24 protein-coding genes and 1 riboswitch are annotated in these 25,402 nt (G+C 69.2%); of the genes, 15 read left to right on the top strand and 9 right to left on the bottom strand.

Annotated elements, in window-relative coordinates; all coding sequences use genetic code 11:
• Positions 1 to 28 precede the first annotated feature (28 nt).
• From qcrB to ctaE, 4 genes are all read right to left on the bottom strand, one after another.
• On the bottom strand, positions 29 to 1,765 hold the full coding sequence (gene qcrB, locus QRN16_RS07795; protein WP_037185718.1) for a cytochrome bc1 complex cytochrome b subunit: 1,737 nt from the start codon (positions 1,763 to 1,765) through the stop codon (positions 29 to 31).
• On the bottom strand, positions 1,762 to 2,997 hold the full coding sequence (gene qcrA, locus QRN16_RS07790; protein WP_081821261.1) for a cytochrome bc1 complex Rieske iron-sulfur subunit: 1,236 nt from the start codon (positions 2,995 to 2,997) through the stop codon (positions 1,762 to 1,764). Before qcrA ends, qcrB begins: the two co-directional genes overlap by 4 nt.
• Positions 2,994 to 3,875, bottom strand: a complete 882-nt coding sequence (gene qcrC / locus QRN16_RS07785; protein ID WP_056446281.1) for a cytochrome bc1 complex diheme cytochrome c subunit — start codon at positions 3,873 to 3,875, stop codon at positions 2,994 to 2,996. The genes qcrA and qcrC overlap by 4 nt, the downstream gene beginning before the upstream one ends.
• Positions 3,876 to 3,953: 78 nt before the next feature.
• Positions 3,954 to 4,568, bottom strand: coding sequence for an aa3-type cytochrome oxidase subunit III (gene ctaE / locus QRN16_RS07780; RefSeq protein ID WP_027505815.1), 615 nt, complete (start codon positions 4,566 to 4,568; stop codon positions 3,954 to 3,956).
• Between the two features lie 287 nt (positions 4,569 to 4,855).
• Between ctaE and QRN16_RS07775 the strand changes: the two genes are divergently transcribed.
• The gene (locus QRN16_RS07775) at positions 4,856 to 5,347 is read left to right on the top strand and encodes a hypothetical protein (RefSeq protein ID WP_285185502.1); all 492 of its coding nucleotides are present in this window, start codon (positions 4,856 to 4,858) and stop codon (positions 5,345 to 5,347) included.
• Positions 5,348 to 5,358: 11 nt separating this feature from the next.
• Complete coding sequence (gene trpD / locus QRN16_RS07770; protein WP_222630534.1) at positions 5,359 to 6,402, top strand: anthranilate phosphoribosyltransferase; 1,044 nt, start codon at positions 5,359 to 5,361, stop codon at positions 6,400 to 6,402.
• 1 nt (position 6,403) lies between these two features.
• On the opposite strand, the gene QRN16_RS07765 is transcribed toward trpD, so the two are convergent.
• On the bottom strand, positions 6,404 to 6,679 hold the full coding sequence (locus QRN16_RS07765; RefSeq protein ID WP_027505818.1) for an Lrp/AsnC family transcriptional regulator: 276 nt from the start codon (positions 6,677 to 6,679) through the stop codon (positions 6,404 to 6,406).
• A 64-nt stretch (positions 6,680 to 6,743) separates the two neighbouring features.
• Positions 6,744 to 8,486: a DEDD exonuclease domain-containing protein gene (locus QRN16_RS07760; RefSeq protein WP_231476318.1), complete on the bottom strand. Its 1,743-nt coding sequence runs from the start codon at positions 8,484 to 8,486 to the stop codon at positions 6,744 to 6,746.
• Between the two features lie 175 nt (positions 8,487 to 8,661).
• Between QRN16_RS07760 and QRN16_RS07755 the strand changes: the two genes are divergently transcribed.
• From QRN16_RS07755 to QRN16_RS07735, 5 genes are all read left to right on the top strand, one after another.
• Positions 8,662 to 8,952 (top strand): hypothetical protein, encoded by a 291-nt coding sequence (locus QRN16_RS07755; protein ID WP_261769350.1) that lies wholly within the window; start codon positions 8,662 to 8,664, stop codon positions 8,950 to 8,952.
• A 113-nt stretch (positions 8,953 to 9,065) separates the two neighbouring features.
• A riboswitch (cyclic di-AMP (ydaO/yuaA leader) is annotated at positions 9,066 to 9,231 on the top strand.
• A gap of 16 nt (positions 9,232 to 9,247) precedes the next feature.
• The gene (locus QRN16_RS07750) at positions 9,248 to 9,817 is read left to right on the top strand and encodes a C40 family peptidase (RefSeq protein ID WP_027505820.1); all 570 of its coding nucleotides are present in this window, start codon (positions 9,248 to 9,250) and stop codon (positions 9,815 to 9,817) included.
• A gap of 290 nt (positions 9,818 to 10,107) precedes the next feature.
• Positions 10,108 to 11,109, top strand: coding sequence for a C40 family peptidase (locus QRN16_RS07745; protein ID WP_081821287.1), 1,002 nt, complete (start codon positions 10,108 to 10,110; stop codon positions 11,107 to 11,109).
• On the top strand, positions 11,079 to 12,395 hold the full coding sequence (locus QRN16_RS07740) for a hypothetical protein (RefSeq protein ID WP_235578979.1): 1,317 nt from the start codon (positions 11,079 to 11,081) through the stop codon (positions 12,393 to 12,395). The genes QRN16_RS07745 and QRN16_RS07740 overlap by 31 nt, the downstream gene beginning before the upstream one ends.
• A gap of 26 nt (positions 12,396 to 12,421) precedes the next feature.
• Positions 12,422 to 13,546: a glycosyltransferase family 4 protein gene (locus tag QRN16_RS07735; RefSeq protein ID WP_222649282.1), complete on the top strand. Its 1,125-nt coding sequence runs from the start codon at positions 12,422 to 12,424 to the stop codon at positions 13,544 to 13,546.
• On the opposite strand, the gene QRN16_RS07730 is transcribed toward QRN16_RS07735, so the two are convergent.
• Positions 13,534 to 15,342, bottom strand: coding sequence for an AMP-dependent synthetase/ligase (locus tag QRN16_RS07730; protein WP_285185486.1), 1,809 nt, complete (start codon positions 15,340 to 15,342; stop codon positions 13,534 to 13,536). The two genes, QRN16_RS07735 and QRN16_RS07730, sit on opposite strands and share 13 nt — an antisense overlap.
• Positions 15,343 to 15,477: 135 nt before the next feature.
• On the opposite strand from QRN16_RS07730, the gene QRN16_RS07725 reads away from it, so the two are divergent.
• The 6 genes from QRN16_RS07725 (at position 15,478) to QRN16_RS07700 (ending at position 20,013) form a co-directional block, all read left to right on the top strand.
• Positions 15,478 to 15,855, top strand: coding sequence for a polyketide cyclase / dehydrase and lipid transport (locus QRN16_RS07725; RefSeq protein WP_222630538.1), 378 nt, complete (start codon positions 15,478 to 15,480; stop codon positions 15,853 to 15,855).
• A gap of 124 nt (positions 15,856 to 15,979) precedes the next feature.
• The gene (locus QRN16_RS07720) at positions 15,980 to 16,417 is read left to right on the top strand and encodes an SRPBCC family protein (RefSeq protein WP_027505826.1); all 438 of its coding nucleotides are present in this window, start codon (positions 15,980 to 15,982) and stop codon (positions 16,415 to 16,417) included.
• Complete coding sequence (locus tag QRN16_RS07715) at positions 16,393 to 17,673, top strand: ArsA family ATPase (protein WP_285186086.1); 1,281 nt, start codon at positions 16,393 to 16,395, stop codon at positions 17,671 to 17,673. Before QRN16_RS07720 ends, QRN16_RS07715 begins: the two co-directional genes overlap by 25 nt.
• Positions 17,666 to 18,064, top strand: a complete 399-nt coding sequence (locus QRN16_RS07710; RefSeq protein WP_285185482.1) for a hypothetical protein — start codon at positions 17,666 to 17,668, stop codon at positions 18,062 to 18,064. Before QRN16_RS07715 ends, QRN16_RS07710 begins: the two co-directional genes overlap by 8 nt.
• Before the next feature lie 37 nt (positions 18,065 to 18,101).
• Positions 18,102 to 19,085, top strand: a complete 984-nt coding sequence (locus QRN16_RS07705; RefSeq protein ID WP_027505827.1) for an ROK family protein — start codon at positions 18,102 to 18,104, stop codon at positions 19,083 to 19,085.
• Positions 19,086 to 19,275: 190 nt separating this feature from the next.
• Positions 19,276 to 20,013, top strand: a complete 738-nt coding sequence (locus tag QRN16_RS07700) for a lysophospholipid acyltransferase family protein (protein WP_027505828.1) — start codon at positions 19,276 to 19,278, stop codon at positions 20,011 to 20,013.
• A gap of 1 nt (position 20,014) precedes the next feature.
• Here the strand turns inward: QRN16_RS07700 and QRN16_RS07695 are convergent, their stop codons facing one another.
• Positions 20,015 to 21,292 (bottom strand): glycosyltransferase 87 family protein, encoded by a 1,278-nt coding sequence (locus QRN16_RS07695; protein WP_222630563.1) that lies wholly within the window; start codon positions 21,290 to 21,292, stop codon positions 20,015 to 20,017.
• A gap of 39 nt (positions 21,293 to 21,331) precedes the next feature.
• On the opposite strand from QRN16_RS07695, the gene QRN16_RS07690 reads away from it, so the two are divergent.
• Together QRN16_RS07690 and QRN16_RS07685 are read left to right on the top strand one after the other, a co-directional pair.
• On the top strand, positions 21,332 to 21,841 hold the full coding sequence (locus QRN16_RS07690; RefSeq protein WP_027505830.1) for a polyadenylate-specific 3'-exoribonuclease AS: 510 nt from the start codon (positions 21,332 to 21,334) through the stop codon (positions 21,839 to 21,841).
• A gap of 46 nt (positions 21,842 to 21,887) precedes the next feature.
• Positions 21,888 to 23,273 (top strand): class II 3-deoxy-7-phosphoheptulonate synthase, encoded by a 1,386-nt coding sequence (locus QRN16_RS07685; protein ID WP_027505831.1) that lies wholly within the window; start codon positions 21,888 to 21,890, stop codon positions 23,271 to 23,273.
• Between the two features lie 15 nt (positions 23,274 to 23,288).
• Here the strand turns inward: QRN16_RS07685 and pknB are convergent, their stop codons facing one another.
• Positions 23,289 to 25,310 carry a Stk1 family PASTA domain-containing Ser/Thr kinase gene (pknB, locus tag QRN16_RS07680; RefSeq protein WP_285185476.1) on the bottom strand — a complete coding sequence of 674 codons (2,022 nt, stop codon included), beginning with the start codon at positions 25,308 to 25,310 and terminating at the stop codon, positions 23,289 to 23,291.
• Positions 25,311 to 25,402: the final 92 nt, after the last annotated feature.

Raw genomic sequence — 25,402 nt, 5'->3', positions numbered from 1 at the left:
GCGCCTCTTCTACCGTTCAGCGGGTCGCTCAGTGCCCGTTGGACTCCGGTCCGTGACCGTTGCCGTTGGACGAGCCGTTGCCGTTCGAGTGGCCGTTGGACGAGCCGTTGCCGTTCGAGTGCCCGTTGCCGTTCGAGTGCCCGTTGCCCTGCGACAGGATCTTCGCCTGGTAGGTGCGGAGCATGGTGAGCTGATCGTGCTCACCCTCGTGCGACAGACGCTCGTGCAGCCGGTGCTCCTCGTCCGAGTCCGGAGTGAAGATGCTGCCCGAGCCGGGCTTGCCGGCGGAACCGAGCTTGTTCATCTTCTTCGGGATCGCAGCACCCTGGTACTCGAGCGGGATCGGGTGGCCGTGATCGTCGACCGGGCCGAGGGGCTGGTGGATCTCGACGTAGGCGCCGTGGGGCAGACGCTTGATGACACCCGTCTCGATGCCGTGCTCGAGGACCTGGCGATCGCTGCGCTGGAGACCGATGCAGAAGCGGTAGGTCAGCAGGTAGACGATCGGAGGCAGGACCACGAGGCCGATGCGGCCGATCCAGGTCATCGCGTTCAGGGAGATCGAGAACTTGTACGCGATGATGTCGTTGACGCAGCTGAGCGTCAGGACCACGTAGAAGGCGATCGCCATGGCGCCGACCGCGGTACGCACCGGAACGTCGCGGGGACGCTGCAGCAGGTTGTGGTGAGCGTCGTCCTTGGTGAAGCGCTTCTCGATCCAGGGGTACGCGATCATGATCGCGAACACCGCACCCATGATGACGGCGACCCAGAAGACGGCCGGGATCATGTAGTTGCCGATGTAGAGCTCCCACGCGGGCCACAGTCGAGCCAGGCCGTCCGTCCACATCATGTAGAAGTCGGGCTGTGAGCCGGCGGAGACCTGCGACGGGTTGTACGGGCCCAGGGCCCACACCGGGTTGATCTGCAGTACTCCACCCATGACCGCGAGGACACCGAAGGTCATGGCGAAGAAGGCGCCGGACTTGACCGCGAAGACCGGGAGGATGCGGACACCCACCACGTTGGTCTCGGTGCGGCCGGGGCCGGGGAACTGCGTGTGCTTCTGGTACCAGACGAGCGCGAGGTGAGCTGCGATGAGCGCCAGGATGATGGCGGGCAGGAGCAGCACGTGCGCGACGTACAGGCGCGGGATGATCAGCGTGCCGGGGAAGTCACCGTTGAAGATCAGCCAGTGCATCCACGTTCCGATGACCGGGATGGAGATCGTGATGCCCGAGAAGGCGGCGCGCAGGCCGGTACCGGACAGCAGGTCGTCGGGGAGCGAGTAGCCGAAGAAGCCCTCGAACATCGCCAGGATGAGCAGCAGCGAGCCGATGACCCAGTTCGCCTCACGCGGGCGACGGAACGCACCGGTGAAGAAGATGCGCATCATGTGCACGATGATCGAGCAGGCGAACAGCAGAGCTGCCCAGTGGTGGATCTGACGGATGAACAGACCGCCGCGCACCTCGAAGGACAGGTCCAGCGTGGTGGCGTACGCCTTGGTCATCTCGACACCGCGCAGGGGAGCGTAGGCGCCCTGGTAGGTGGTCTCCGTCATGGAGGGGTCGTAGAAGAGGGTCAAGTACGTACCGGACAGCAGCAGGATGACGAAGCTGTACAGCGCGATCTCGCCCAGCAGGAACGACCAGTGGGTGGGGAAGACCTTGTTGATCTGACGACGCATACCCGCTGAGAGGTGATAGCGGGAGTCGACGTCCTCGGCTTGCTTCGCAGCGAGCGTGGCGATGGATGGACTCATCGTGAACCTTCCGATGACGACGCAGCAGAAGCGCTCTCCTGCTCGTGTACTCCGGCCGGACGTTCCCAGTAGGCGGGTCCGAGCGGCTCGATGAAATCGCCCGCGGCGACGAGGTAGCCCTCGTCGTTGACCGTGATGGGCAGCTGCGGAAGAGCGCGGGCGGCCGGTCCGAAGATCGGCTTGGCGTACTCCAACGCGTCGAATTGCGACTGGTGGCACGGGCACAGGATCCGGTTGGTCTGCTGCTCGTACAACGATGTGGGGCACCCGAGGTGGGTGCAGATCTTCGAGTAGGCGAAGTAGTCGCCGTAGTTGAAGCTCTCCTGGCCCTTCCGCTTGATGGTGCGGTCGGCGTCCTCGGTACGCAGACGGATGAGCATGACCGCGTTGCGGATGCCCTTCAGTGCGTGCGAGAGCTCCTCCTCGTTTCCACGCTCCGACTCACGGAACGGGAAGACGGTCTCCATGGCGCCGGCGTCGAGATCCTCCGGGCGGACGAGAACGATGTCGTCGACGCGTCCGGTGTAGCGACGCAGGTAGACGGTCTCGCCCTCGTAGTTCGGCGTCCAACCCGAGACCCAGAGCGAGGACTCGTCGCCCTCGGCCCACGGGTTCTTGATCAGACCGCCGAGCGGGAGGATCGACATGACGCCGAGCGCGCCGCCGCCGAAGACGAGGCTGCGCTTGATCATCTTGCGTCGACCCAGCGTGGAGGTGTCGAAGGAGTCGCTGAGCTCGGCGACGACCGTCTTCTTGTCCACCTCGCTCGATCCACCGTCGTGGCGATCCTGGATGGACACCTCTTCGGGGATGAACTTCTTGGTGAACTGCACGGCACCGACGCCGACACCGATGATCGCGAGACCCATGGTGAGACCGATGAGCGGTGTGTACAGGCTGTACAGCCCATAGCTGTCCTCGCCCATGCCGGCGTACTGCCACGGCCAGAACAGGTAGATGGCGATGAAGGCCACGGCCGACACACCCGCCAGGAAGAACCAGAGGCTGACGCTGCGCTCGGCGCGCTTCTCGGCCTTGGTTCCGGGGACGGGCCAGCGTGCGCGACGGAACGCCACGTCCACGTGATCGAGGTTGGTGCCGAGTGCGACGAGCTCGTCGCGGCTCATGGCGGCCAGTTCCTCGTCCGTGTACTTGCGGTCCGGGTCGAAGCCCTCGGGGAACTTGTTCGGATCGCCGGGCACGCCGTCGTCCTTGCGGTTGTCGTCGCTCATGACCTCACTCCGATCCACAGTGCTGCTGCGACGACCGCTCCGATGCCGACCACCCAGATGGCGATGGCTTCCGTACCGGGGCCGAAGCCGCCGAGTCCGTATCCACCGGGAGGCTGCGTCTCGGAGGAGGACTTGACGTACGCGATGATGTCTTTCTTCTCTTCGGGCGTGAGCTGGCGGTCCGAGAACTTGGGCATGTTCTGCGGGCCGGTGACCATCGCCTGGTAGATCTGCTGCTCGTTCGCCGGGTCGAGTGTGGGTGCGTACTTGCCCGAGGACAGCGCGCCGCCGCGACCGGTGAAGTTGTGGCAGGACGCGCAGTTTAGGCGGAAGAGCTCGCTGCCGCGGGCGATGTCGCCGCCACGGAGTGAGTCCTGCGCGATCTCACCGTTGTCGGTGCGCACCACCGTGGGTCCGCCGCCGTTGGCCTGGATGTAGGCGCCGAGAGCGTCGACCTGCGACTGGTTGTACTTCGGGGGCTTCCGCTCGGCCTGGGCCTCGTTGCGCGCCATCGGCATGCGACCGGAGGAGACCTGGAAATAGACGGCTGCTTCGCCGACGCCGATGAGGGACGGTCCGCGGTCCTGGACACCCTGGAGGTTGGCGCCGTGGCACGTCACGCAGGACGTGTCGTAGATCTGCTGGCCTTCGCGCACCATGGCCGCGCTGTCTTCCTGCGCGGTGGCGACCTGGGCGTCGGGGGTGAGGGCGGCGGCGAGGAAGCCCGCGCCGACGAGACCCATGAACAGCGCCATGGCGCCACTGACCCGGCGACGGGTACGACGCTTGCGACGCGCCTTGGTCGCCGAGGCGTCCGGCGTACCGGCGGACACGACAGTGCCGTCGTCGTCGGGAGTGGCGGGGGGAGAGGAACTCATCTGTATCCCTTGTCGTGTCGGGACGGCTTGTCGGATGCGACCGATGAGGCTGTCATCGGGTATTCGACGCCTGCTCGGTCAGCGGATGAAGTAGATCGTCGCGAACAGCGCGATCCAGACGATGTCGACGAAGTGCCAGTAGTACGACACGACGATGGCGGCGGTGGCCTGAGCCGGCGTGAACTTGCTGACCAGGGTGCGGGCGATCAGGAAGACGAAGGCGATCAGACCGCCGATCACGTGCAGGCCGTGGAAGCCGGTGGTGATGTAGAAGACGGAGCCGTAGACGCTGCTCGAGATCGAGGTGCCCTCGTGGACGAGGTGGTAGTACTCGTAGCCCTGGCCGGCGACGAAGAACGCGCCCATGGCCAGAGTGATCGTGTACCAGCGACGCAGTCCGAACACGTCGCCACGCTCGGCGGCGAACACGCCCAGCTGGCAGGTGAAGGACGATGCGATGAGCACCGCGGTCACGGGGACGGCCAGCGTCAGGTTGAGCTCGGTCGGCTCCGGCGGCCACTGGCCGGGAGCGGCCTGAGCCCGCGCGACGAAATACATCGCGAAGAGGCCGGCAAAGAACATCAACTCGCTGGACAGCCACACGATGGTGCCCACGCTGACCATGTTCGGTCGGTTCAGCGAGTGGACACGCTGGGTGATGGCGGATCCCGAAGTACCTACTGCGCTCGTCACATCGAGAAGTATGACTCGTCGTAGTACGGATGGCATAGCCGGGGCGGTATTGGCGAGTCGAGCATCGTTCGCGCGCGCGTGACACAGAATGCCTCCTCGTGGTCCGGTCGGCCCGTCTTCCTGGACTTTCTGTTCAATAGTACTCGTCTGTGCACGTCGGACCGGGTTCCGTCGACCCCCGCGCCCGTGATGTATCCCGCACGCCGGAGTCTCGACCCGAGCTTCAGACTCGATGCCTCCCGAGCGACTCCGGGACCGGTTCCGGCGGCATCTGGCACTGTCGTGACATGACTTCGGGCTCTGGTCGTGGGCGGACACGGTGGTGGCAGCGGCTGTTCGGCCGGGCGGCTCGGGAGCCCCTCGACCCCACTCGCACCGACCTCGTCGTGGTCGCGTCGTGCTTCGACGACGTGGAGGCGTGCTCGACGACCCTCGAGCGCGCGGCGCACACGGACCCCCTCTGGTCCGCGGACGACGACGTGGTGTTGCGCCACCACCTGCTTCTCCCCGCCGATCAGATCGCCGACGCGGTGTCGGTGGCGGCGCAGGACGGTTACAGCGAGGCGACCGCAGGTCCCATGGCGCAGACTCCCGGGCATCTGCCCGGCGGTGTCTCCGACGCGACCGTCCTGGTGCTGCAGCGGGTGCAGGTGCTCGACGCGCTGCACTGCTCGCAGGAACGGTCACGGATGGCGGGGTTGGCCCAACGGCGCGACGGGGTGGTACTGGGCTGGGACGCCCTCCAACCGGCTGCCGAGGACGCATCGCCGGAGCACTAGGCTTCCCGCTCATGAGCGCTGGGGATGGCACGCGTACATGGGCACAGGTCCTCGGGGCCCTGGCATCACGCCAGGACCTGACGGGTGCCGACACGGCGTGGGCGATGGACGAGATCATGTCGGACAACGCCACCGCGGCCCAGATCGCTGCCTTCGGTGTCGCCCTCAAGATGAAGGGCCCCACGTCGGATGAACTGCGCGGACTAGCCGACTCGATGCTCGGCCACGCCAAGCGCGTGCCCGTGGACGACGACGTCGTCGACATCGTCGGTACGGGCGGCGATCGGTCCCACACGGTGAACATCTCGACGATGGCGTCGGTGGTGGTGGCGGCCGCGGGAATCCGGGTGGTCAAGCACGGCAACCGGGCCGCCTCGTCCAAGAGCGGTGGAGCCGACGTGTTGGAAGCGCTGGGCGTGCGTATCGACCAGGGGCCGGAGCGGGTCGCGGCGAGTGTCGCCGAGCTGGGCATCGGGTTCTGCTTCGCGCCCGTGTTCCACCCGGCGCTGCGCTTCGCCGCGGCGCCTCGCAAGGAGATCGGCATCCCCACGGCGTTCAACGTCCTCGGGCCGCTGACGAACCCTGCGAGTCCGCGCGCCGGTCTGGTGGGATGCGCGTTCGACGATCTGATCGACGTCGTCGCGGGCGTGTTCGCGGCGCGCGGCAACTCCGTCCTCGTGGTGCGCGGCGACGACGGGCTGGACGAGATCACCACGTCGACGACCACGTCGGTGCGCGTCGTCCGGAACGGTGTCGTCGACCACGCGGTGCTCGATCCGCGCGATCTCGGCATCGAGCGAGTGCCGCTCGACGCTCTTCGCGGCGGCGACGCCGAGGACAACGCGGCGGCGGCGCGGCGCGTGTTCGCCGGTGAGACGGGTCCGGTGCGGGACGCGGTGCTGCTCAATGCAGCAGGTGCCATCGCCGCGTTCCGCGGCGTCGACGGTTCGCTCGAGGACGCGATGGCCGGTGCGTTGACGACGGCAGCCGCCGCGGTGGACGACGGAGCCGCTCAGACGCTGCTGACGCGATGGGCGGCGTTCACGTCGGCCTGAGTCACTCGCCGATGGAGAAGCCCGCGTCGACGTCGGCGCTCGAGTAGGACTTGAACGCGATGTGCGTGTCTGTCCGCACCACGCCGGTGACGCGGTTGACGCGCTCGGTGATCACCTCGGCGATCTCCTCGTGCGTACGCACCTTGACCACGGCGATCAGGTCTACGTCGCCGGCGCACGAGTACACCTCGGACACACCCGGTACGTCGGCGACGGCACGCGCGGTCTCCGGAATGGAGTGCACCTCGGCGTGGATCAGAACGATGGCGGTGATCATGGTGAACCTTCCGAACTGTCGTGAGAGGGCGAACTGCGGGTCAGCCTAGTTCTCGGCCGTGCGGTCATCCCCAGGCCATCGTGCGTTCCTTCTCGCGGCGTCCGACGTCGCGCACGGCGGCGCACCACTGTGCCCATCGCCCCGCTCCGTGCGCCGGTTCGCACCATCCGTCCGTGGTGTCGACGATGCGGACGCCACCCGACTCGAGCCACCGCGCGATCAGCGCCACCTCCTCCGGCGTGGCACCGCGTAGGGGAGTGGCGTCCGGCACGACGGTCTCCGCACCGGCGACGAGTGCTTCCACCACGGGCATGGGCGCGACGCCGCGGCGGGAACGACCGGCACTGGCGAGACGTCCGTGCCGGACGACGACGAACTCCCACCCGCCGTCGTCGGCGCGGCGCGCGGCGATCAGCTGCTCGATGGCCGCGAGTGCCTGCAGCCGCTGCACCGACCGCAGGGCCGTCAACAGGGTGGCCGCGCGGTCGCGCAGGCGGGCCGCGGACTCGAAGAGCAGATCCTCGGACAGTGCGTCGATCCGGGCGGCGACGGCATCGAGCACCGCTGCGTCGGCACCCTCGGTGAGAGCGCGGAAGGCGACGGGCGCGTCGGCGTACTCCTCGGGAGTGAGCGGGCTCGCCGTCGCCGCCGTGCATCCACCGACGGCCTCGGTGGAACAGTCGTGCACCGCCGAGGCGGCGATGCGGTGGGTGCAGGAGCGCAACCGGGTGTGCTCGGCGACGAGAGCGGCGGCCTCGGCTGCCGCCCCGCGAACGGAGAACGGTCCGAGCGCGCCGGGCGCCGGTGTCCGCACGATGGAGATGCGCGGGAACGCCTCGCTCGTCAGGGTCAGCCACCAGCCCTTGCGGGGGTACTTCGATCGACGGTTGTACGGGGGCGTGTGCGCACTGATGAGCCTCAGTTCGCGCACGCCGGCCTCGATGGCATGGCTGCACTCGACGTGGTCGACCCGGGTCGCGAGGGCGACCATCTCCTTCATGCGTCCGCGGGTCTCGGATCCCGTGAAGTAGTTCCGTACACGGCGGTGGAGGTTCCGTGAGGTGCCGACGTAGAGCACCTCGTCGGACGGTCCGCGGAAGAGATAGACACCGGGGGCGTGCGGAAGGCCCGCCGCGAGCGTGCGTTTGGCGCGGTGCGCCGAGGACACCGTCGGCAGGTAGTCGACGAGTTCGGCGTAGCTGTGGACGCCCTGGTTGCCCACCCGTTCGATCAGCCCGTGCAGGACGTCGACGGTGGCCCGGGCGTCGTCGAGTGCCCGGTGGGTGGGCCTGGTGGACACCTGGAAGAGGGTGGCCAGCGAGGACAGCTTGACCGACGGTGCCTCGTCGCGCGTGAGCACCCGCCGGGCGAGCGTGACGGTGCACAGCACCCGGAACGACGGCCACGCCAGATCCATTCGCGTCGCCGCCGCGCGGAGGAACGCGGTGTCGAAGCGCGCGTTGTGCGCCACCAGCACGCTGCCGCGGGCGAACTCGACGAAGGTGGGCAGGACCCGCTCGATACGAGGGGCGTCGAGAAGCATCGCACCGGTGATGCCCGTCAACGCGACGATGGCGGGCGGAATGGACCGGCCCGGGTCCACGAGCGTCGCCATCTCACCGATCACCCGGCCGCCGCGAACCTTGACGGCACCGATCTCGGTGATCGCGTCCTCGCCCGGTCGGCCTCCGGTGGTCTCGAGGTCCACCACCACGAAGGTCGTGTCCCGCAACGACTGGTCCAGTTCGTCGAATGCGAGCTGCACACCGCGTGCATGCCCCGACACCACAGTCGCCCCATCAGTCACGTGCGTCACCGTAGGTGGTCCCACCGACAGGAACCCGGTCCGTCCACGACGAGCACGCCGTGTCGGTGCACGTCGTTAGCGTCCGTTTCCGAGGCGTGATCGAGCGTCGGATCGGGTGTGATCCGGGCTGAACATCACGGCGAGAGACCGTGAACCACAATGAGACGGAGATCACATGATTGTCGATTGCGGCGAGTGCACCGTGCGCGGAGACGCGTGTTCGGACTGTGTCGTCTCGGTGTTGCTGGGGGTGCCGGGCATGCCCGCGGCGTCGGCCGGCGGCCCGCGTGACACCCCCTTCGCCACGCGCAGAATGCGTCTCGAGCAGGACGAACAGGAGGCGATGGCCGTTCTGGCGGAAAGCGGGTTGGTGCCCCGGTTGCGGTTGGTAGGCAGAGAAATTCCCTCACCGCAGGAGACCGGCCACGACCGACCCGCTGCGGGGCCGGAGCACGCCGCGGGGTGAGTCGGACCGTGATCGTTTCGCGACACGAGTCGGCTGGGCTCGACATCGGGGATGCCGTTTCGTAATCTTTCCGAGACATTGCGGAGTCGAGCAGAGCCACCAGGGACTGCGCCGCAAGGTCACCGCCTAATCGGCCGCCTCTTCCGGGTGGTCGTACCGGGAACCCACCGTTACACCGGGGTGAATCCCGTCGCAGTCGCACCAGCGGCTCGTCGGGTAGGGCTGATCTTCCCAGCCCGAACCCGTCAGCTAACTCGGTCGGCGGATATCAGGAAGAAACGGAGCACATCTTTTCGTGGCGAAACACCGCAAACCCAGCACTGCCTCGCGGCCGGTCCGCAACGTTCTCGTCGCCGGCGCGCTCACCGCAGGCGCTGTCGCCATCCCCGCCGCCCCCGCCTTCGCGGCACCGGTGGAGATCCCCGGTATCGGCACCTTCGAGGTCCCGGACCAGATCCTGAGCCAGCTTCCCCCCATGCCGCAGGTCCCCGCGCTTCCCGGCCCGGCCGCACCGCAGTCCAGCGCCGCGCAGGTCGCCGTGCAGGCAGCCGAGAGCAAGGTCGGCGCACCGTACGTCTACGGAGCCGCAGGCCCCAGTGCGTTCGACTGCTCCGGTCTCATGAAGTGGGCGTACCAGCAGGCCGGTATCGAGCTTCCCCGCACGAGCTACGACCAGGCCGCGGCCGGCGTGCCCGTCTCGCAGGCGGATCTGAAGCCCGGCGACGTCGTGTCCTTCTACGGCGGCTCGCACTCCGGCATGTACGTGGGCAACGGCAACGTCGTCCACGCGTCCACCGAGAGCCAGCCCGTCAAGATCGCTCCGCTGTCGTCGATGCCCTTCGACGGCGCACGTCGCTACGCCTGACGCAGCGACACCTTCGCTCGACACCCTGACGCCGCACTAAACCGATCGCCCGGTCGGTTCTGTGCGGCGTCAGTCGGTGAATCCGCCGTTTTCGACGGGTTCTCGGGCTTCGTGGACAGAATCATCGTTCGCGTCGTAATCTTTCCGTGACGTCCTCGGCCATCATCCGCGCCGCCGAGCGACCCGGACTCGTCCAGATCGGAGAACCGTTCATCGTGCCGTCATCGGTCCACCCCCACGTTCGTCCCACTTCTCGTACGAGACTGCGTGGACTGGTGATCGCGAGTGCGATGACAGCGGCGATCGCCGTCCTCCCCGCCGGTCCCGCCGGCGCCGACCCGGTTCCCGGCGCGTCCGCCTCCGAGGCGGTCACGAAGCTCACCGATCTCTCGCGCGAGTCCGAGCAGACCACCGAGGCGATGCACAACGCCCAGATCGAGCTCGACGCGAAGCTCGCCGCCCAGCAGGAGGCGGACGCTCGACACGACGCCGACCGTGCCGCCCTCGACGCGGCCACGGCGCAGATCGACACGGTGCGGCCCGCCGTCGACAAGATCGCCCGTGCCAACTACCAGGGCGCTCGGACGAACCGGCTCTTCGCGGTCATGGTCAGTGATTCCCCGCAGCAGTTGCTCGACCAGATGTCCGCTCTCGACATCATCTCCACCGACGCGGCCGCCACCGTCGGCACCTTCCGGGAGGCCAGCGACGCCGCAGCGGCAGCCGAGGCGGCGTCACAGCAGTCCGCCGACGCGGCCCGGGTGGCCACGGAGCAGGCGAAGGCTGTCAGCGACGACCTGCAGGGCAAGCAGAGCCGTCTGCAGAGCGAGATAGCCGATGTCGTCGCCGCGTTCGGTTCGCTGTCCGACACGGAGAAGCAGGGGCTGGCCGGCGCCGCGTTCCCGCCGGGCTTCGATCCCTCCGCCATCCTCGGCGCCCTCCCGCCGGGATCGCAGGCCGGAGCACTGTCGGCCGCGTTCACGCAGATCGGCAAGCCGTACGTGTGGGGTGCGACCGGCCCGGACGGGTACGACTGCTCGGGCCTCGTGGTGTGGGCCTACAAGCAGATCGGTAAGACTCTCCCGCGGTCGAGTCAGGCGCAGGCCGCCGGCGGCACCCCCGTCGACAAGGCGAACCTCCAGCCCGGCGACGTGGTCCTGTTCTATCCCGACGCATCGCACGTGGGTCTCTACGCCGGTAACGGCAACGTGGTCCATGCATCGACCTTCGGTGTTCCCGTTCGTGTCGAGTCGATGGCATCGTGGCCCTTCTACGGCGCTCGCCGCTACTGACGGTCCGCGCCCTGGCGGCGCTGGGCCTGGTTCTCTCCCTTCTGGTGGCGTGTTCGCCGTCGGCACCCGACGAGCAGACGCCCACGACGACTGCGGGCCCGGACGCCCGCACCGTCGGTGTCACGGCACTGCTCGACTCATGGACGGCCGCACTCCGCTCCGACGACGAGGCCGCGCTGCGCGAGTTGATCGACTCCGACGCTGACCCGGGATTCGCTGATCGCGAGATCGCCCGCGCGCAGGCGCTGCGCGGTCTGCCGCTGTCCGACTTCGGCTACGAGATCACTCCGGGTCCGGAGACTCCGGTGCCGGTCGATCGGGCGGATGCACTCGCGGCCACCGAGGTGTGGGCGCCGAACGTCGCACTGCGCTACGCCTGGGCCGACGCCGACATCGGTTCCACGAGTCGCGACATCGCACTCGTCGTCGCTCGTCGGGGCGACACGTGGCGTCTGGTCTCCGATGCCGACCTGCCGCAGTACGGGCGCACCACGTGGCGTGGCCCGTGGGACTTCGGGCCGGTGGTCACGGAGCGAGTCGCCACCGGGTCGACCACGTCGCTCGTCGTGGGTCACGAGGCGCAGCGCGCCTTCATCGACGACCTCGCGGCGGAGCTGCCCTCCGCGGTGGCGGCCGTGACCGAGTTCGCCGGGCTCGGATGGTCTCGCCGCGCGGTCCTGACGGTCACCGGTTCCGATGCCGAGTTCATCAGTGCGGCAGACGGATTCACGTCCACCGATGTCGCGGCCTCGACGATCGCGGATCCGGTCCGCGGGGGCCTGGTCACCGGCCAGCGCATCGTCTTCGGCCCGACTGCGCCGGACCGGCTCACCGACTCGACCCGCCGCACCGTGCTGCGCCACGAGCTCACCCACGTGGCCATGCGCGCGGTCACCGGGGAGGACGCGCCCCTGTGGATGCTCGAGGGTTTCGCCGACTACTCGGGCTATCGAGGCTCGGGACTGTCCTTCGACGAGATCGCGCCCACCCTCGCGGCCGTGGTCCGCGCGGCGGGACCGCCCAGGGTCCTCCCGGAGGACTCGGACTTCGCCGCGGGTGGCAGTCGCGGATCGATCGCGTACGAGTCCGCCTGGTCGGTGGCCTCGTTCGTCGCCGACCGGTTCGGGGAGCCGGTGCTCCGGCAGCTGTACGACCGTTTCGCGGCCGGACCGACCGATCCCACCGTGACCGACTCGGTCTTCTCGGCCACGCTGGGCTTCGGCACCGTCGACTTCCTCGCGCAGTGGGGGCAGTGGGTGGCGGAACAGGCCGCCGGGCAGAGCTGACGGCGGTCTCCGTCTACGGTGGTCCCATGCGTCGAACGCTGCTGGTGACCAATGACTTTCCTCCGCGGCGCGGCGGCATCCAGTCGTATCTGCACACCTTCGCCCAGCTGTTGCCCGCGGACGAACTGGTGGTCTACGCACCGCGGTGGCGTGGCGACTCCCACGTGCGGTTCGACGCGGAGCAGCCCTTCGAGGTGGTGCGGCACCCGACGACGTTGATGCTTCCGACACCGGCCGTTGCCCGTCGGGCGGCCAGGCTGGTGGCCGACCGACAGTGCGACACGGTGTGGTTCGGGGCCGCTGCTCCGCTCGCCGTGCTCGGACCGCACCTGCGCCGTGCCGGAGCCGAGCGCGTCGTGGCCTCCACCCACGGTCACGAGGTGGGCTGGTCGATGCTGCCGGCGGCGCGGCAGGTGCTCGGTCGTATCGGCTCGACGGCGGACGTCGTCACCTTCGTCAGCCGTTACACGCGGGGCCGATTCGCCGCGGCCTTCGGGGCGGACGCGGCCCTCGAACACGTGCCGCCGGGGGTCGACTCGACCGTGTTCGCGCCCGACACGTCGGCACGGGAGACACTGCGCGCGCGCTACGGCCTGGGTGATCGGCCGACCGTCCTGTGCCTGTCGCGGTTGGTGCCGCGCAAGGGACAGGACATGCTGATCCGGGCGCTACCGGGGATTCGCGCGGAGATCGACGGGGCCGTGTTGGTCGTCGTCGGCGGCGGTCCGTACGGCGACACCCTGCGGGCTCTGGCGCAGTCGTGCGGGGTGGCGGATCACGTCGTGTTCACGGGGTCGGTGCCGGCCGAGGAACTGGCGGCACACCACACCCTCGCCGACGTGTTCGCCATGCCGTGTCGCACCCGCGGTGCCGGTCTGGACGTCGAGGGCCTGGGCATCGTGTTCCTCGAAGCGTCCGCGTCCGGCGTGCCGGTGGTCGCGGGCCGGTCGGGTGGAGCGCCGGAGACCGTCGTCGAGGGCGTCACCGGCACAACCGTCGACGGCACCTCGGTCGACGACGTCCGGCGCGCCGTCGTGGACGTGCTGTCCGATCGTGACCGCGCCGCGGCGATGGGGGCCGCGGGACGCGAGTTCGTCTCCACCGAGTGGCGGTGGGACGACCTCGCCGCCCGACTGGCTCACTTGCTGTAGATGGCCTCGATGTCGCTCGCGTAGGACTTCTGGACGACGGCGCGCTTGAGCTTCATCGTCGGGGTCAGCTCGCCGCCCTCTTCGGTGAAGTCCGCCGGCAGGATCCGGTACTTCTTGATGGACTCCGCGTGCGAGACCGTCTTGTTGGCTTCGGCCACGGCAGCGTCGATCTCCGCGACGAGGTCGGGATCCTTCGTCAGGTCGGCGACGGTGGCGCCCTCGTCCTTGCCGTTGCGCTGCTTCCAGCCGGGGAACGCGTCGGGGTCGATGGTGATGAGCGCGCCGATGAACGGCTTCTGGTCACCGACGACCATGGCCTGACCGATGAGCGCGCTGGCCCGCAGCGAGTCCTCGAGGCCGGCGGGTGAGACGTTCTTGCCACCCGCCGTCACGATGATCTCCTTCTTGCGCCCGGTGATGGCGATGAAGCCGTCCTCGTCCACGGCGCCGAGATCGCCGGTGTGGAACCACCCGTCGGTCAGCGCCTCGGCGGTGGCGTCGTCGTTCTTCCAGTAGCCCTCGAAGACCACGCCGCCCTTGAGCAGGATCTCCCCGTCGTCGGCGATGCGGACGGCGTTGCCCGGCAACGGCTTTCCGACAGTGCCGATGCGCTGTTCGTCCGGCGTGTTCACCGCTGCCGCGGCGGTGGTCTCGGTCAGGCCGTAACCCTCGTAGATGGTCACACCGATGCCGCGGTAGAAGTGCGCGAGGCGCTCACCCAGCGGGGCGCCGCCCGAGATGGCGAGTTCGCACTGCCCACCGAGCGCTGCGCGAAGCTTGCCGTAGACCAGACGGTCGAACACAGCGTGCTTGGCGCGCAGCACGATCGACGGGCCACCGGTGTCCCGCGCCGCGCTGTAGGCGACGGCGGTGTCGGCGGCCGCGTCGAAGATCTTGCCCTTGCCGTCGCCGTGAGCCTTCTGACGCGCGGTGTTGTACACCTTCTCGAACACGCGCGGGACGCTGAGGATGAAGTGCGGTCGGAACGAGCCGAAGTTGTCGACGAGGTGCGGGATGTCGTGGGTGTGCCCGAGTGTCGCGCCCTGGTCGAAGGCGGCGATGGACACCGCACGTGCCAGCACGTGGGCCATCGGCAGGAACATCAGGGTGGTGCGTCCCTCGGTGAGCATGCGGCCGATGGAACTGGCGGCGATACCGCGGGACTCGGCGATCAGGTTGGAGTGCGTGAGCACGCAGCCCTTCGGCCGTCCCGTGGTGCCGGAGGTGAAGACGAGCGTCGCCGGGTCCGAGGAGCGCAGCGCCGCGACGCGGTCGGCCACCGTCGCGTCGGTGATTTGGGCACCGGCGTCGGTGAGGACGTCGATGGCGCCGGGCCGCTCGGCGGAGGCGTCGATCTGCAGTACCGTCGCGACACCCGGCAGCACGGGAAGGATGTCGGTGAGGATGTTCGTGTGGGCCACCGTCTCGGCGATCATCGCGGCGGCGCCCGAGTTCTCGAGGATCCACCGCACCTGGTCCGACGACGACGTCTCGTACACCGGAACGGTGACGGCGCCGGCGGACCAGATCGCGTAGTCGAGCAGGGGCCACTCGTAGCGGGTCGACGACATGAGGGCGACCCGGTCGCCCTGCTTGACGCCGGATGCGATGAGCCCCTTGGCCACTGCGCGAACCTGGGCCGCGAAGTCCGCTGCGCGGACGTCCGACCACCCGTCGCGGGTGGCGCGGCGGTACACCACGACGTCGGGCCGAGTCTTCTCGTGCGCGAACACGGCGTCGACCACCGACGCGTCGTCCTCGATGGTGAATGGTGCCGGGACGGTGAACTCGCGCACGGATTCCTCCGATGTCGTAGCGGTTTCGGACGAGGCTTCACAGTAATCCTGTCCATTCCCCGGATGTCACCGGCACGTGCTCGTCGACCGAGGTCGTCGACGCCGTCGACGAGGGCACGTGGGATTCTGGTCCGCATGAGCAGTGTGCAGGTCGCCGACCAGACGTTCGTCGCGGCGCGGGCCGAGGACGTCGCGGCGCTCGTGTCGGACACCCGTCGATGGCGGGCCTGGTTCCCGGGTCTCACCGTCACGGTCCAGGAGGACCGGGCCGAGAAGGGTGTCCGATGGGTCGTCGCGGGACAGCTCCGGGGAACCATGGAGGTGTGGCTCGAGCCGATGCTCGACGGCGTCGTACTCCACTACTTCCTGCACGCGGAGCCGACCGACGGAGTGCAGGAACCGTCCACCCACCGCCGACGAGTACTGGGCAAGCAGATGTCGTTCGAGATCAAGGCGCTCCTCGAGGCCGGGCGGGCGGCGGGAGAACCGCCGGTCCCGGGGCTTCGGTCCTGACTCGCGGGTACTCGCGGCGACAGGAACCGACCCCGCCGTTCGGGCGGTGCCACCGGACGGTCGATCATGTGGGTACACGGACGCCGATCAGGTGACGGCACGCGGCGCGGAGGGAACGAGTTCCATGGCAGACAAGACCACGAAATCGATCGTCGTCGGAGCGGCGCCGGACGAGGTGATGGCGGTCATCGCCGATTTCCCCAGGTATCCGGAATGGGTCACCGCGGCCAAGTCGGTCGAGATCCTCGAGGAGGGGGAGTCCGGCCGGGCTCGCCGGGTCCGGTTCGTGCTCGACGCGGGCATGGTCAAGGACACCTACGAGCTCGAGTACGACTGGCGGCCGGACGGCACCGCGGTGTCGTGGACGCTCGTCGCGGGGGAGATGCAGAAGTCCCAGGTCGGGTCCTACGTGCTCACCGAGAAAGGTGCCGGAAGCACCGAGGTGACCTACGAACTGACGGTCGATCTCGCCATTCCCATGATCGGCTTGTTCAAGCGCAAGGCGGAGAAGGTCATCACCGACACCGCGTTGAAGGAATTGAAGAAGCGAGTCGAAGGCTGAGCGATCGCGTTCCCGAGACCGCCGCGCGGATCACGTTCGTCGTCGGAGCCGGCGGTGCGGGCAAGTCCACCGTCGCCGCGGCCCTGGCCGTCGACGCACACCGCGCCGGTCGGCGTGTGCTTCTCGCGTCCGTCGACGGCGCGGATCCGTCGGACCTGGTGTCCGACGTCGCAGTCGAGGTGCTGCGCATCGACCCCTCGGCCGTTCTCGAATCGCAGTACCGCCTGCTGACCACGGCTCTGGCGATGGCCGGACGCCACGACCACGGCGCCGGTCCGACGCTGCCGGATCCCGAGGAGCTGACGTCGCTGCCGGGCGCCGAGCCGCTCACCGCGCTGCTCGAGGTGGTGCGCGTCGCCGACAGCGGCGAGTGGGACGACGTGATCGTCGACTGCCCCGGACCGATGTCCTGGCGGGAGATCGTCGCGACCCCCGGAGCTGTCGCGGGGTACGTCGAACGCATCTGGCCACGTCATGCCCGCGTCGTGGCCTCGACGGGCCAGGACGTCCGCGCGGCCGTCCTGGTGGAGCTCGTCGATCGTGTCGTGGCGGCGGCGACGTCGGTCACCGCCGTGCTCGAGGACGACGGACGGACCTCTGCGGTCGTCGTCTCGCGTCCGACCGCGCGGTCCTTCGCAACGGCGCGAGAGCTGGTAGCCGTCACCAGTTTCCACGGCGTCCGCGTCGATCGTGTGGTGGCCGTGGGGGTGATCCCGGACCTCGGGGCCGGGGCGCCGTCGTCCGTGCTGGGCACGCATCCCGGCGTGTTCTGGATGGACCGGGCGCACGCGGAGCATCGCGCGGCGCTGGCGGAGTTCCGCGGCGCTGTGGGCGATCTCCGCGTCGACGTCGTGTCGGCCCAGCCCACCGAGCCGGTAGGGTCGACTGCTCTGGGGGCCGTCGCGGCCGACCTGAACGGGCAGGTGGCGGCCGGACACGGCGGCGCGCTGCCCGCGCTGTCGCCGCGGGTGCGGCACGAGTCCGGGCAGGGCCTGGACTCGGTGTACGTGATGGACGTCCCGCTGCCGTTCGTCGACACGGACTCGGTGGCGGTGGGTCGGGTGGAGGACGACGTGATCGTGAGTGCGCAGGGCAGTCGACGACGACTGCGGTTGGCGTCTGTGCTGCGTCGGTGCGTGGTCACCGGTGCCGGCGTCGACGACGGCGTGCTGTCCGTGACCTTCGCCCCCGACCCGGCGTTGTGGCCGGAGAACCTGCAGAAGGCGGACGTACCGGGGGAGTCCGGCGATGGATGAGGGCCGGCGGGACCTGGCGGCCGAGCTCCGGGTGCTGGCCGAGTTGCTCATCGACCGGGTCGAGCCGGTGCTGCGCCGCCTCGACACCGAGGAGGCGCTCGAGTGGCAGGGCTGCTCCTGGTGCCCGTTCTGCGCTCTCGCCGCTGCCCTGCGCGGGGAACGCCACGATCTGCTGACGCTGGTCACCGGTGAGATGGACGGTCTGATCGACGTGCTCCGGGACTTCCTGCAGACCCACGGTTCGGGGCGACACACGCCCGGCGACGCGGAACGAGCCGACGCGCCGGAGGGCGCTGCGCCACCCGTCGTTCGCCCCGCGAGCTATCAGCCGATTACGGTGACCAGGACGCGTGAACCCGACCCGGCACGCAGACCCGATCGCGACCGGTGACACCGGTCGCCCGCCACCACGTGAGGATGCCGCAGACGTGAGCGCCCAGTCCCGGTCCAGCCGGCCTCTGACCATCGGCATCGACGTGGGCGGCACCAGCATCCGCGCGTCGGTGGTCGACGTCGACGGTCAGGTGCTCGACTCCACCCAGGCGCCCACGCCGCAGTCCTCCCGCGCACTCGAGAACGGCATCGACCGGGCCGTGCGCGAACTCGCGAGCCGCCACGACATCGCGGCCGTCGGTCTCGCCGTCGCCGGGTTCATCAACTCCGACCGCACCGTCGTGCGCTTCGCCCCCCACCTGCCGTGGGTGAACCGCCCGGTCGCGCGGGAGATGACGGAACGCCTCGGCATCCCGGTCATCCTCGAGCACGACGCCAACGCCGCCGCGTGGGCGGAACACCGCTTCGGTGCGGCCGCGGGCGGTGGGAACGTCGTCATGATCGCGATCGGCACCGGCATCGGCGCCGCACTCCTCATCGACGGCAAGCTCTACCGCGGCAGCTACGGCATCGCGCCGGAACTCGGCCACCTGCAGGTGGTTCCCGACGGGCGTCAGTGCGCGTGCGGCAAGCGCGGCTGCTGGGAGCGCTACTGCAGCGGGACCGCGTTGGTGGACACGGCGATCGAGCTCCTCGCCGCCAACCCGCGGGGATCGACGGTGCTCGCGCGTGAGGCCTTCCTCGATCCCGGATCCCTCACCGGTCGACGCATCGCCAACGCCGCGCAGGACGGTGACCTGGTGGCCATCGAGACGATGTCCGAGTTCGCACGGTGGCTCGGCATCGGTCTGGCGCTGGTGTCGGACGTCTACGACCCCGACCGCATGGTCATCGCCGGCGGCGTCGCCACGTCGTCCGCGCTGTTCCTGGACACCGCCCGTGAGCACTACGCCGCGCAGATCACGGGCGCCGGCCACCGGCCCCTCGCCCGGATACGCGGAACCCAGTTGGGGGAGGCCGCGGGCATGATCGGCGCGGCCGAGCTGGCGCGCGTCGAGGTGGGCGCGGCACGCGCCTGACCGGTTCGGCGGAGGGATTCGTGTCCGGCCGATGGCCGGGTGATGACGGCGGTGTGAGATGTGTCCGAGCTGACGCTCGAACTGTGGCTGGTGTCATAAAGCCCCGGTACAGTTACGCCCACGAGATGTCCGAGCGGGCCGCGGGCATCGCGGTGCGGGTCGCGGGTACTTCGAGAAAGGCATGTCGGGCATGTGGTACTGGATATTCAAGTACGTCCTTCTCGGGCCGGTGTTGCAGGTGATGGGCCGTCCTCGCGTGGAGGGCCTGGAGAACATCCCCGACGACGGGCCGGTGATTCTCGCCAGCAACCACCAGGCGGTGTTCGATTCGTTCTACGCGTGCCTGGTCGTGCCGCGTCGCATCACGTTCCTCGCGAAGAGCGAGTACTTCACCGGCAAGGGCCTCAAGGGCCGCTTCCAGAAGTGGTTCTTCTCGTCGGCGGGACAGGTCCCGATCGATCGCACCGGTGCCTCCGCCGCGCAGGACGCGCTCGACGCGGGACTGCGCGTGCTGGCGAAGAACAAGGTGCTGGGTATCTACCCGGAGGGCACGCGCTCGCCGGACGATCGGCTCTACAAGGGTAAGACGGGTATGGCGCGTCTGGCTCTCGAGAGCGGCGTCCCGGTGATTCCGGTCGCGATGATCGGCACCGCGAAGATGAATCCCATCGGCTCGCGGATTCCGCGCCCCACCAAGCTCGGCGTGAAGTTCGGTAAGCCACTGGACTTCTCGCGGTACGAGGGCATGGCCGGCAACCGGTTCGTCGAGCGCGCCGTCACCGACGAGGTGATGTACGAGCTCATGAAGCTCAGTGGTCAGCAGTACGTCGACGTGTACGCGGCGAGCATGAAGAAGACGCCCGCCCCCGTGGTGGATCCGGCTCCGTCGACCGAGGCCGCGCGCATCCCCGACACCCGCGCGGGCTGAGTCAGACCGCCTCGGCGGTCACCCCGGGGCGTTCGGGACTGCGTCGATCGCGCAGCGGCACCGCCGCCACCGCGATCACGAACACCAGTCCCCACCACACGTAGGACGAGGCCTGGATCTGGTCCCACAGGGGCCAGCCCAGGCCGTTCCAGCGTCCGGGCGCGAGGCGCCAGTGCGACGGATAGTGCAGCAGCACTGCGCCGATCACGGCGAGGGCCACCAGTGCGGGGGCGCGCCGCGTCACGCCGACGTGCACCAGGACCATCAGCATCGGCACCGTCCACACCCAGTGATGCGACCACGACACCGGTGAGACCAGCAGGCCCAGAGCGGCATTGACGCACAGGGCCAGCAGGTACTCGTGTGCCGCCAGAGCGCGTCGCATCGCGACGAGGGCCACCAGCCCCACGACGGCGCTGCACACCATCCAGACGATCGTCCGCGGGCCGTCCGCGAGACCCAGCCGCGCGAGCATCCCGGTGAGGGACTGGTTCGAGATGTACCCCGGCCCGCCGATGCGGTCGGAGTCGAGCAGCACCTCGGTCCAGTACTGCACCGAGTCGCGGAACGTCGCGACGAATCCGAGTGCCGTGAACCCGAGGAACGACAGGCCGGTGACCACGGCCGCCCGGTACTGCTTGCGCAGCAGGAAGTAGAGGACGAACACCGCCGGCGTGAGCTTGATGGCCGTGACGAAGCCGATGAGCAGACCGCGCGGCCACGGGGTGCGCTTCAGCAGGACGTCGAGGACGACGAGGCACATCAACACGACGTTGATCTGCCCGTAGTCGAGGGTGGACCACACCGGTTCGAGCGCGAACGCGATCGCGGTGATGCCGCCCGTGACCCACGCCGTCGTCCCGGCCGACAGGTGCACCAGAGAGCGCAGGCACACCGCCACCGTGACGGCGAGCAGGATCATCGTCATCGCCGTCATGATCAAGGAGGCCGCCGGCAGCGGGAGGACCGCCATCGGCGCGAAGGACACCGCGGCCATCGGGGGATAGGTGAACGGCAGCGGGATGTTCACCGAGGTGCGCGGCAGGACTCCGTAGAGATTCACGCCGTCGAGCAGAGCCCGGCCACCGATGCGGTACACGTCGAGGTCGAGCCGGTAGATCGCACCCCACTCCCGCAGCGGGGGCAGACCGACCACGTTGAACGCGATGCCCGCCACGAGCCCGACGCACACCGCGACCTTCGCGATCACGGCGACCGGTCGGGGCAGCGACGCCCCCGGCCCGGTGTAGGGAGGGGCGGACGGCAGAGTCCACGTCATGGTCGGGGTGGATCCTTTCGGTGACCTAGGCTCGCAGACGTGCGTTATTTCTACGACTGCGAGTTCATCGAGGACGGCCGCACGATCGATCTGGTGTCCATCGGGATCGTGGCGGAGGACGGGCGTGAATATTACGCCGTGTCCACGGAGTTCGATCCCGAGCGCGCGGGCACCTGGGTCCGCCGCAACGTCCTGCCGAAGCTCCCGCCGTTCTCGTCGCCGCTCTGGCGCTCGCGCAGCCGCATCCGCGACGACATCCTCGAGTTCGTGTCGGCGCCGCACGGCACCGTCGGACCGACCGTCGAGATGTGGGCCTGGGTGGCGGCGTACGACCACGTCGCGCTGTGCCAGCTGTGGGGTTCGATGACGGCGCTCCCGCGGATCATGCCGCGGTACACGCGGGAGTTGAAGCAGTACTGGGAGGAGCACGGGTCGCCCGCGCTGCCGCCGGTGCCGGACGACTCGCACGACGCGCTCGCCGATGCCCGGCACAATCTCGCGAAGTTCCGGGCCGTCGAGGCCGCGAGAGCGTGGTCCGGTCGGGAGTGACACACCGCTGGTCCCGGCCGTCGGAGCGGGCGACTACTCTGTACGCGTGAACTGGACTGTCGACGTTCCGATCGAACGCTTGCCCGAGCTTCCCCCGCTGCCCGAGTCGATGCGCGAGCAACTCGACGTGGCGCTGGCCAAGCCGGCGGCGCAGCAGCCCAGCTGGCCCGCCGATCAGGCGGAGGCCATGCGCAAGGTCCTCGAGAGCGTGCCGCCCATCACGGTCGCCAGCGAGGTCGAGGCGCTGTCGGAGAAGCTCGCGTCCGTCGCCCGCGGCGAGGCGTTCCTGCTGCAGGGCGGTGACTGCGCCGAGACCTTCGTCGACAACACCGAGCCCCACATCAAGGGCAACATCCGCACGCTGCTGCAGATGGCCGTCGTGCTCACCTACGGCGCGTCGATGCCCGTGGTGAAGGTCGCGCGCATCGCCGGCCAGTACGCCAAGCCCCGCTCTTCCGACGTGGACGCCCTGGGCCTGAAGTCCTACCGCGGCGACATGGTGAACTCCCTCGTGGCCGACGACGCCGTCCGCCAGCACGACCCGTCGCGCCTGGTCCGCGCCTACGCCAACGCCAGCGCCGCGATGAACCTGGTGCGCGCGCTCACCGGCGCCGGCATGGCCGACCTGCACAAGGTGCACGACTGGAACCGCGAGTTCGTGCAGAACTCGCCGGCCGGTGCCCGGTACGAGCAGCTCGCCTCCGAGATCGACAACGGTCTCAAGTTCATGGACGCGTGCGGCGTCACGGATCCGAACCTGCACCAGGCCACCATCTACGCCTCTCACGAGGCGCTCGTGCTCGATTACGAGCGCGCGATGCTGCGTCTGGACAACGACGACGAGCACGCCAAGCTCTACGACCTGTCGGCACACTTCCTGTGGATCGGCGACCGCACGCGGCAGCTGGACGGCGCGCACATCGCGTTCGCCGAGCTGGTCTCCAACCCCATCGGACTGAAGATCGGTCCCAGCACGACGCCCGAGATGGCCGTCGAGTACGTCGAGCGGCTCGACCCGACCAACAAGCCCGGCCGGTTGACGCTGATCTCGCGCATGGGCAACGGCAAGGTTCGGGACCTGCTGCCGCCCATCATCGAGAAGGTGCAGGCCACCGGTCACCAGGTCATCTGGCAGTGCGACCCCATGCACGGCAACACGCACGAGGCGTCCACCGGCTACAAGACGCGCCACTTCGACCGCATCGTCGACGAGGTCCAGGGCTTCTTCGAGGTGCACAACGAGCTCGGGACGCACCCGGGTGGCATCCACGTCGAGCTCACCGGTGAGAACGTCACCGAGTGCCTCGGCGGCGCCCAGGACATCTCGGACCTCGATCTGTCCGGACGGTACGAGACGGCCTGCGACCCGCGACTGAACACGCAGCAGTCCCTCGAGCTGGCCTTCCTCGTCGCGGAGATGCTGCGCGGCTGATCGCCGGAGCAGAACTCAGGGCAGCGCGGTCAGAGTGACCGTGCTGCCCTTCTGCACTCGGTCGCCCTGACCGGGCGACTGGGCGATGACGAGCGAGCGATCCGTCTGCGCGACCTGGCGCACCACCACGGTGAGCCCCAGGCGTTCGAGTTCCGACCGCGCCGAGCCGACGGTACGTCCGAGCATCGAGGGCACCTCCACGGCCGTCGACACCCGCAGCGTGACGGTCGATCCCGCGGTCACGGACGTGCCGCTCGCCGGGTCGGTCCCGATGACACGGCCACCGTCGACGTCCTCGTCGAAGACGGAGTCCACCGTCGCCACGGTGATGCCGACCCGATCGAGTTCTGCGCGCGCCTGCTGCTCCGTCTCGCCCCGGACGTCGGGAACGTCGACGGGGGGAGCGCCCTTGCTGGTCACCACCCGGACCTCGCTGCCCACCGGCAGGACCGTCCCGGGCGCGGGGTCGAGTGCGGCGACCGCACCGACGGGTGCGGCGCTGCTGAAGGCGTCACCGCCGTCCACGGGGACGAACGTCCGCTCCCGCAGTGCCGCCTCCACCGTGGTCGAGTCCGCGTTCCCGAGGGCCGGAACGGTGGGCCTGCCCTGAGAAACGAGAAGGGTCACGGTCTCGCCCCGGGCGATCCGTGACCCTGCGGGAGGATCGGTTCCGAGTAATCGGTCCACGGGATCGCTGTCGGTGTAGCGGCCCTCGACGGTCGCCGAGAGATCGGCCGCCTCGATGGCGGAGACGGCGGTGGATCGGTCGAGCCCGTCGATGGCCGGCACCGCGGTGAAGCGGCCGGACCCGGCCCACCAGCCGACGGTGCCGAGCAGGACCGCCACGATCACGACGATCGCGAGCCACGTGAGTGCGACTCGACGCGACCTGCGCTTGTCCGCGTCGAAGTCCGGGAACGCGAAGGCTTTCCGGTCCACCGGCTCGGCGGCGGTGGACCGCGGTTCGTCGGCGCCGCGGGGAGTCGCGGTGGTCACCATCCGCGTGTGCTGAACGCCGCCGGTGGACGGCTGCCCGCGGTCGGAGGCGGCGGAGAAGTCGTCCGCGGGGACCGACACGATCTCCGTCTCCGGAGTACGCGGAGCCTGCGGAGCGTAGGGGCGCGGAGCGTTCAGCGTCTCGGCGCTCAGATGCTCGGCCGACCGCGACGGGGACGGCACCCGGTAGTGGGGCAGAGCGAGGGTCCTGGTGACCGAGCGCACCGCGTCGCCCATCGTGCCGGCGTCGCGGAACCGCTCCTCGGGCCGCCGCGCCGTCGCGTCGCGCACCAGTGCGTCGAAGTGGGGCGGCACCCCTGCGATCACCGAGCTCGGCGGCGGAACGTCGTTCTCGATGCGCTGGTACGCGATCGAGAGGGAGGTGTCTCCCTGGAACGGCGTGCGTCCGGTCAGCAGTTCGAAGAGCAGGATGCCCGCCGAGTACACGTCGCTGCGCGCGTCGGCCGATCCGGTGGTCACCTGTTCGGGGGAGAGGTAGGCGGCAGTGCCGAGGATGACGCTGTTGGACGTCGTCGTCGACGCGGCCACGGCGCGCACCAGACCGAAGTCGGCGATCTTGACCTCGCCCGCGTCGGAGATCAGCACGTTCTCCGGTTTGACGTCTCGGTGCACGAGGCCACCGCGGTGCGCGACCGCGAGTCCGTCGAGTACGGGTTGGAGAACGGCGGCGACGGCGTGCGGGGGCATGGGACCGCGTTCGCGGAGCAACTCGCGCAGCGTGCCGCCCTCGACCAGTTCCATGACCAGGAAGGCGTGCTGACCGTCGCGACCGTGATCGTGGACGGCGACCAGACCCGGGTGGCTGAGCCGGGCGACCGCGCGCGCCTCGAACTCGAAGCGACGCACGAACTCGGGGTCGGCGGCGAACTGGGGATCCATGATCTTGATGGCCACGGGCCGGTCCAGACGCAGGTCGAGACCCCGGTAGACCGTGGACATACCGCCGCGGGCGATCGGCGCGTCGACGCGGTAACGACGGTCCAGCAGCGCGCCGAGCAGCGACGGACCTGACGTTGTCACCTGCGTCCACTCTCCTGTCGTGTTCTCGCATCGATCGATGCCGATCATTCGATGGTAGCCAGTGTGACGCATGAGGTAGCAGTCACGTGTGC

It is taken from the genome of Rhodococcus sp. MEB041, from assembly GCF_030208955.1.
Taxonomy (GTDB): domain Bacteria; phylum Actinomycetota; class Actinomycetes; order Mycobacteriales; family Mycobacteriaceae; genus Rhodococcoides.
Note: the sequence above shows the minus strand (reverse complement) of the source record. Positions and strands in the feature narration are given on the sequence as shown.

Bases quoted from the DNA above. Each gene is read 5' to 3' on its own strand.
- qcrB (WP_037185718.1), bottom strand. From the start codon at position 1,765: ATGAGTCCATCCATCGCCACGCTCGCTGCGAAGCAAGCCGAGGACGTC.
- qcrA (WP_081821261.1), bottom strand. From the start codon at position 2,997: ATGAGCGACGACAACCGCAAGGACGACGGCGTGCCCGGCGATCCGAAC.
- qcrC (WP_056446281.1), bottom strand. From the start codon at position 3,875: ATGAGTTCCTCTCCCCCCGCCACTCCCGACGACGACGGCACTGTCGTG.
- QRN16_RS07775 (WP_285185502.1), top strand. From the start codon at position 4,856: ATGACTTCGGGCTCTGGTCGTGGGCGGACACGGTGGTGGCAGCGGCTG.
- trpD (WP_222630534.1), top strand. From the start codon at position 5,359: ATGAGCGCTGGGGATGGCACGCGTACATGGGCACAGGTCCTCGGGGCC.
- QRN16_RS07765 (WP_027505818.1), bottom strand. From the start codon at position 6,679: ATGATCACCGCCATCGTTCTGATCCACGCCGAGGTGCACTCCATTCCG.
- QRN16_RS07755 (WP_261769350.1), top strand. From the start codon at position 8,662: ATGATTGTCGATTGCGGCGAGTGCACCGTGCGCGGAGACGCGTGTTCG.
- QRN16_RS07745 (WP_081821287.1), top strand. From the start codon at position 10,108: ATGACAGCGGCGATCGCCGTCCTCCCCGCCGGTCCCGCCGGCGCCGAC.
- QRN16_RS07735 (WP_222649282.1), top strand. From the start codon at position 12,422: ATGCGTCGAACGCTGCTGGTGACCAATGACTTTCCTCCGCGGCGCGGC.
- QRN16_RS07725 (WP_222630538.1), top strand. From the start codon at position 15,478: ATGAGCAGTGTGCAGGTCGCCGACCAGACGTTCGTCGCGGCGCGGGCC.
- QRN16_RS07720 (WP_027505826.1), top strand. From the start codon at position 15,980: ATGGCAGACAAGACCACGAAATCGATCGTCGTCGGAGCGGCGCCGGAC.
- QRN16_RS07710 (WP_285185482.1), top strand. From the start codon at position 17,666: ATGGATGAGGGCCGGCGGGACCTGGCGGCCGAGCTCCGGGTGCTGGCC.
- QRN16_RS07700 (WP_027505828.1), top strand. From the start codon at position 19,276: ATGTGGTACTGGATATTCAAGTACGTCCTTCTCGGGCCGGTGTTGCAG.
- QRN16_RS07695 (WP_222630563.1), bottom strand. From the start codon at position 21,292: ATGACGTGGACTCTGCCGTCCGCCCCTCCCTACACCGGGCCGGGGGCG.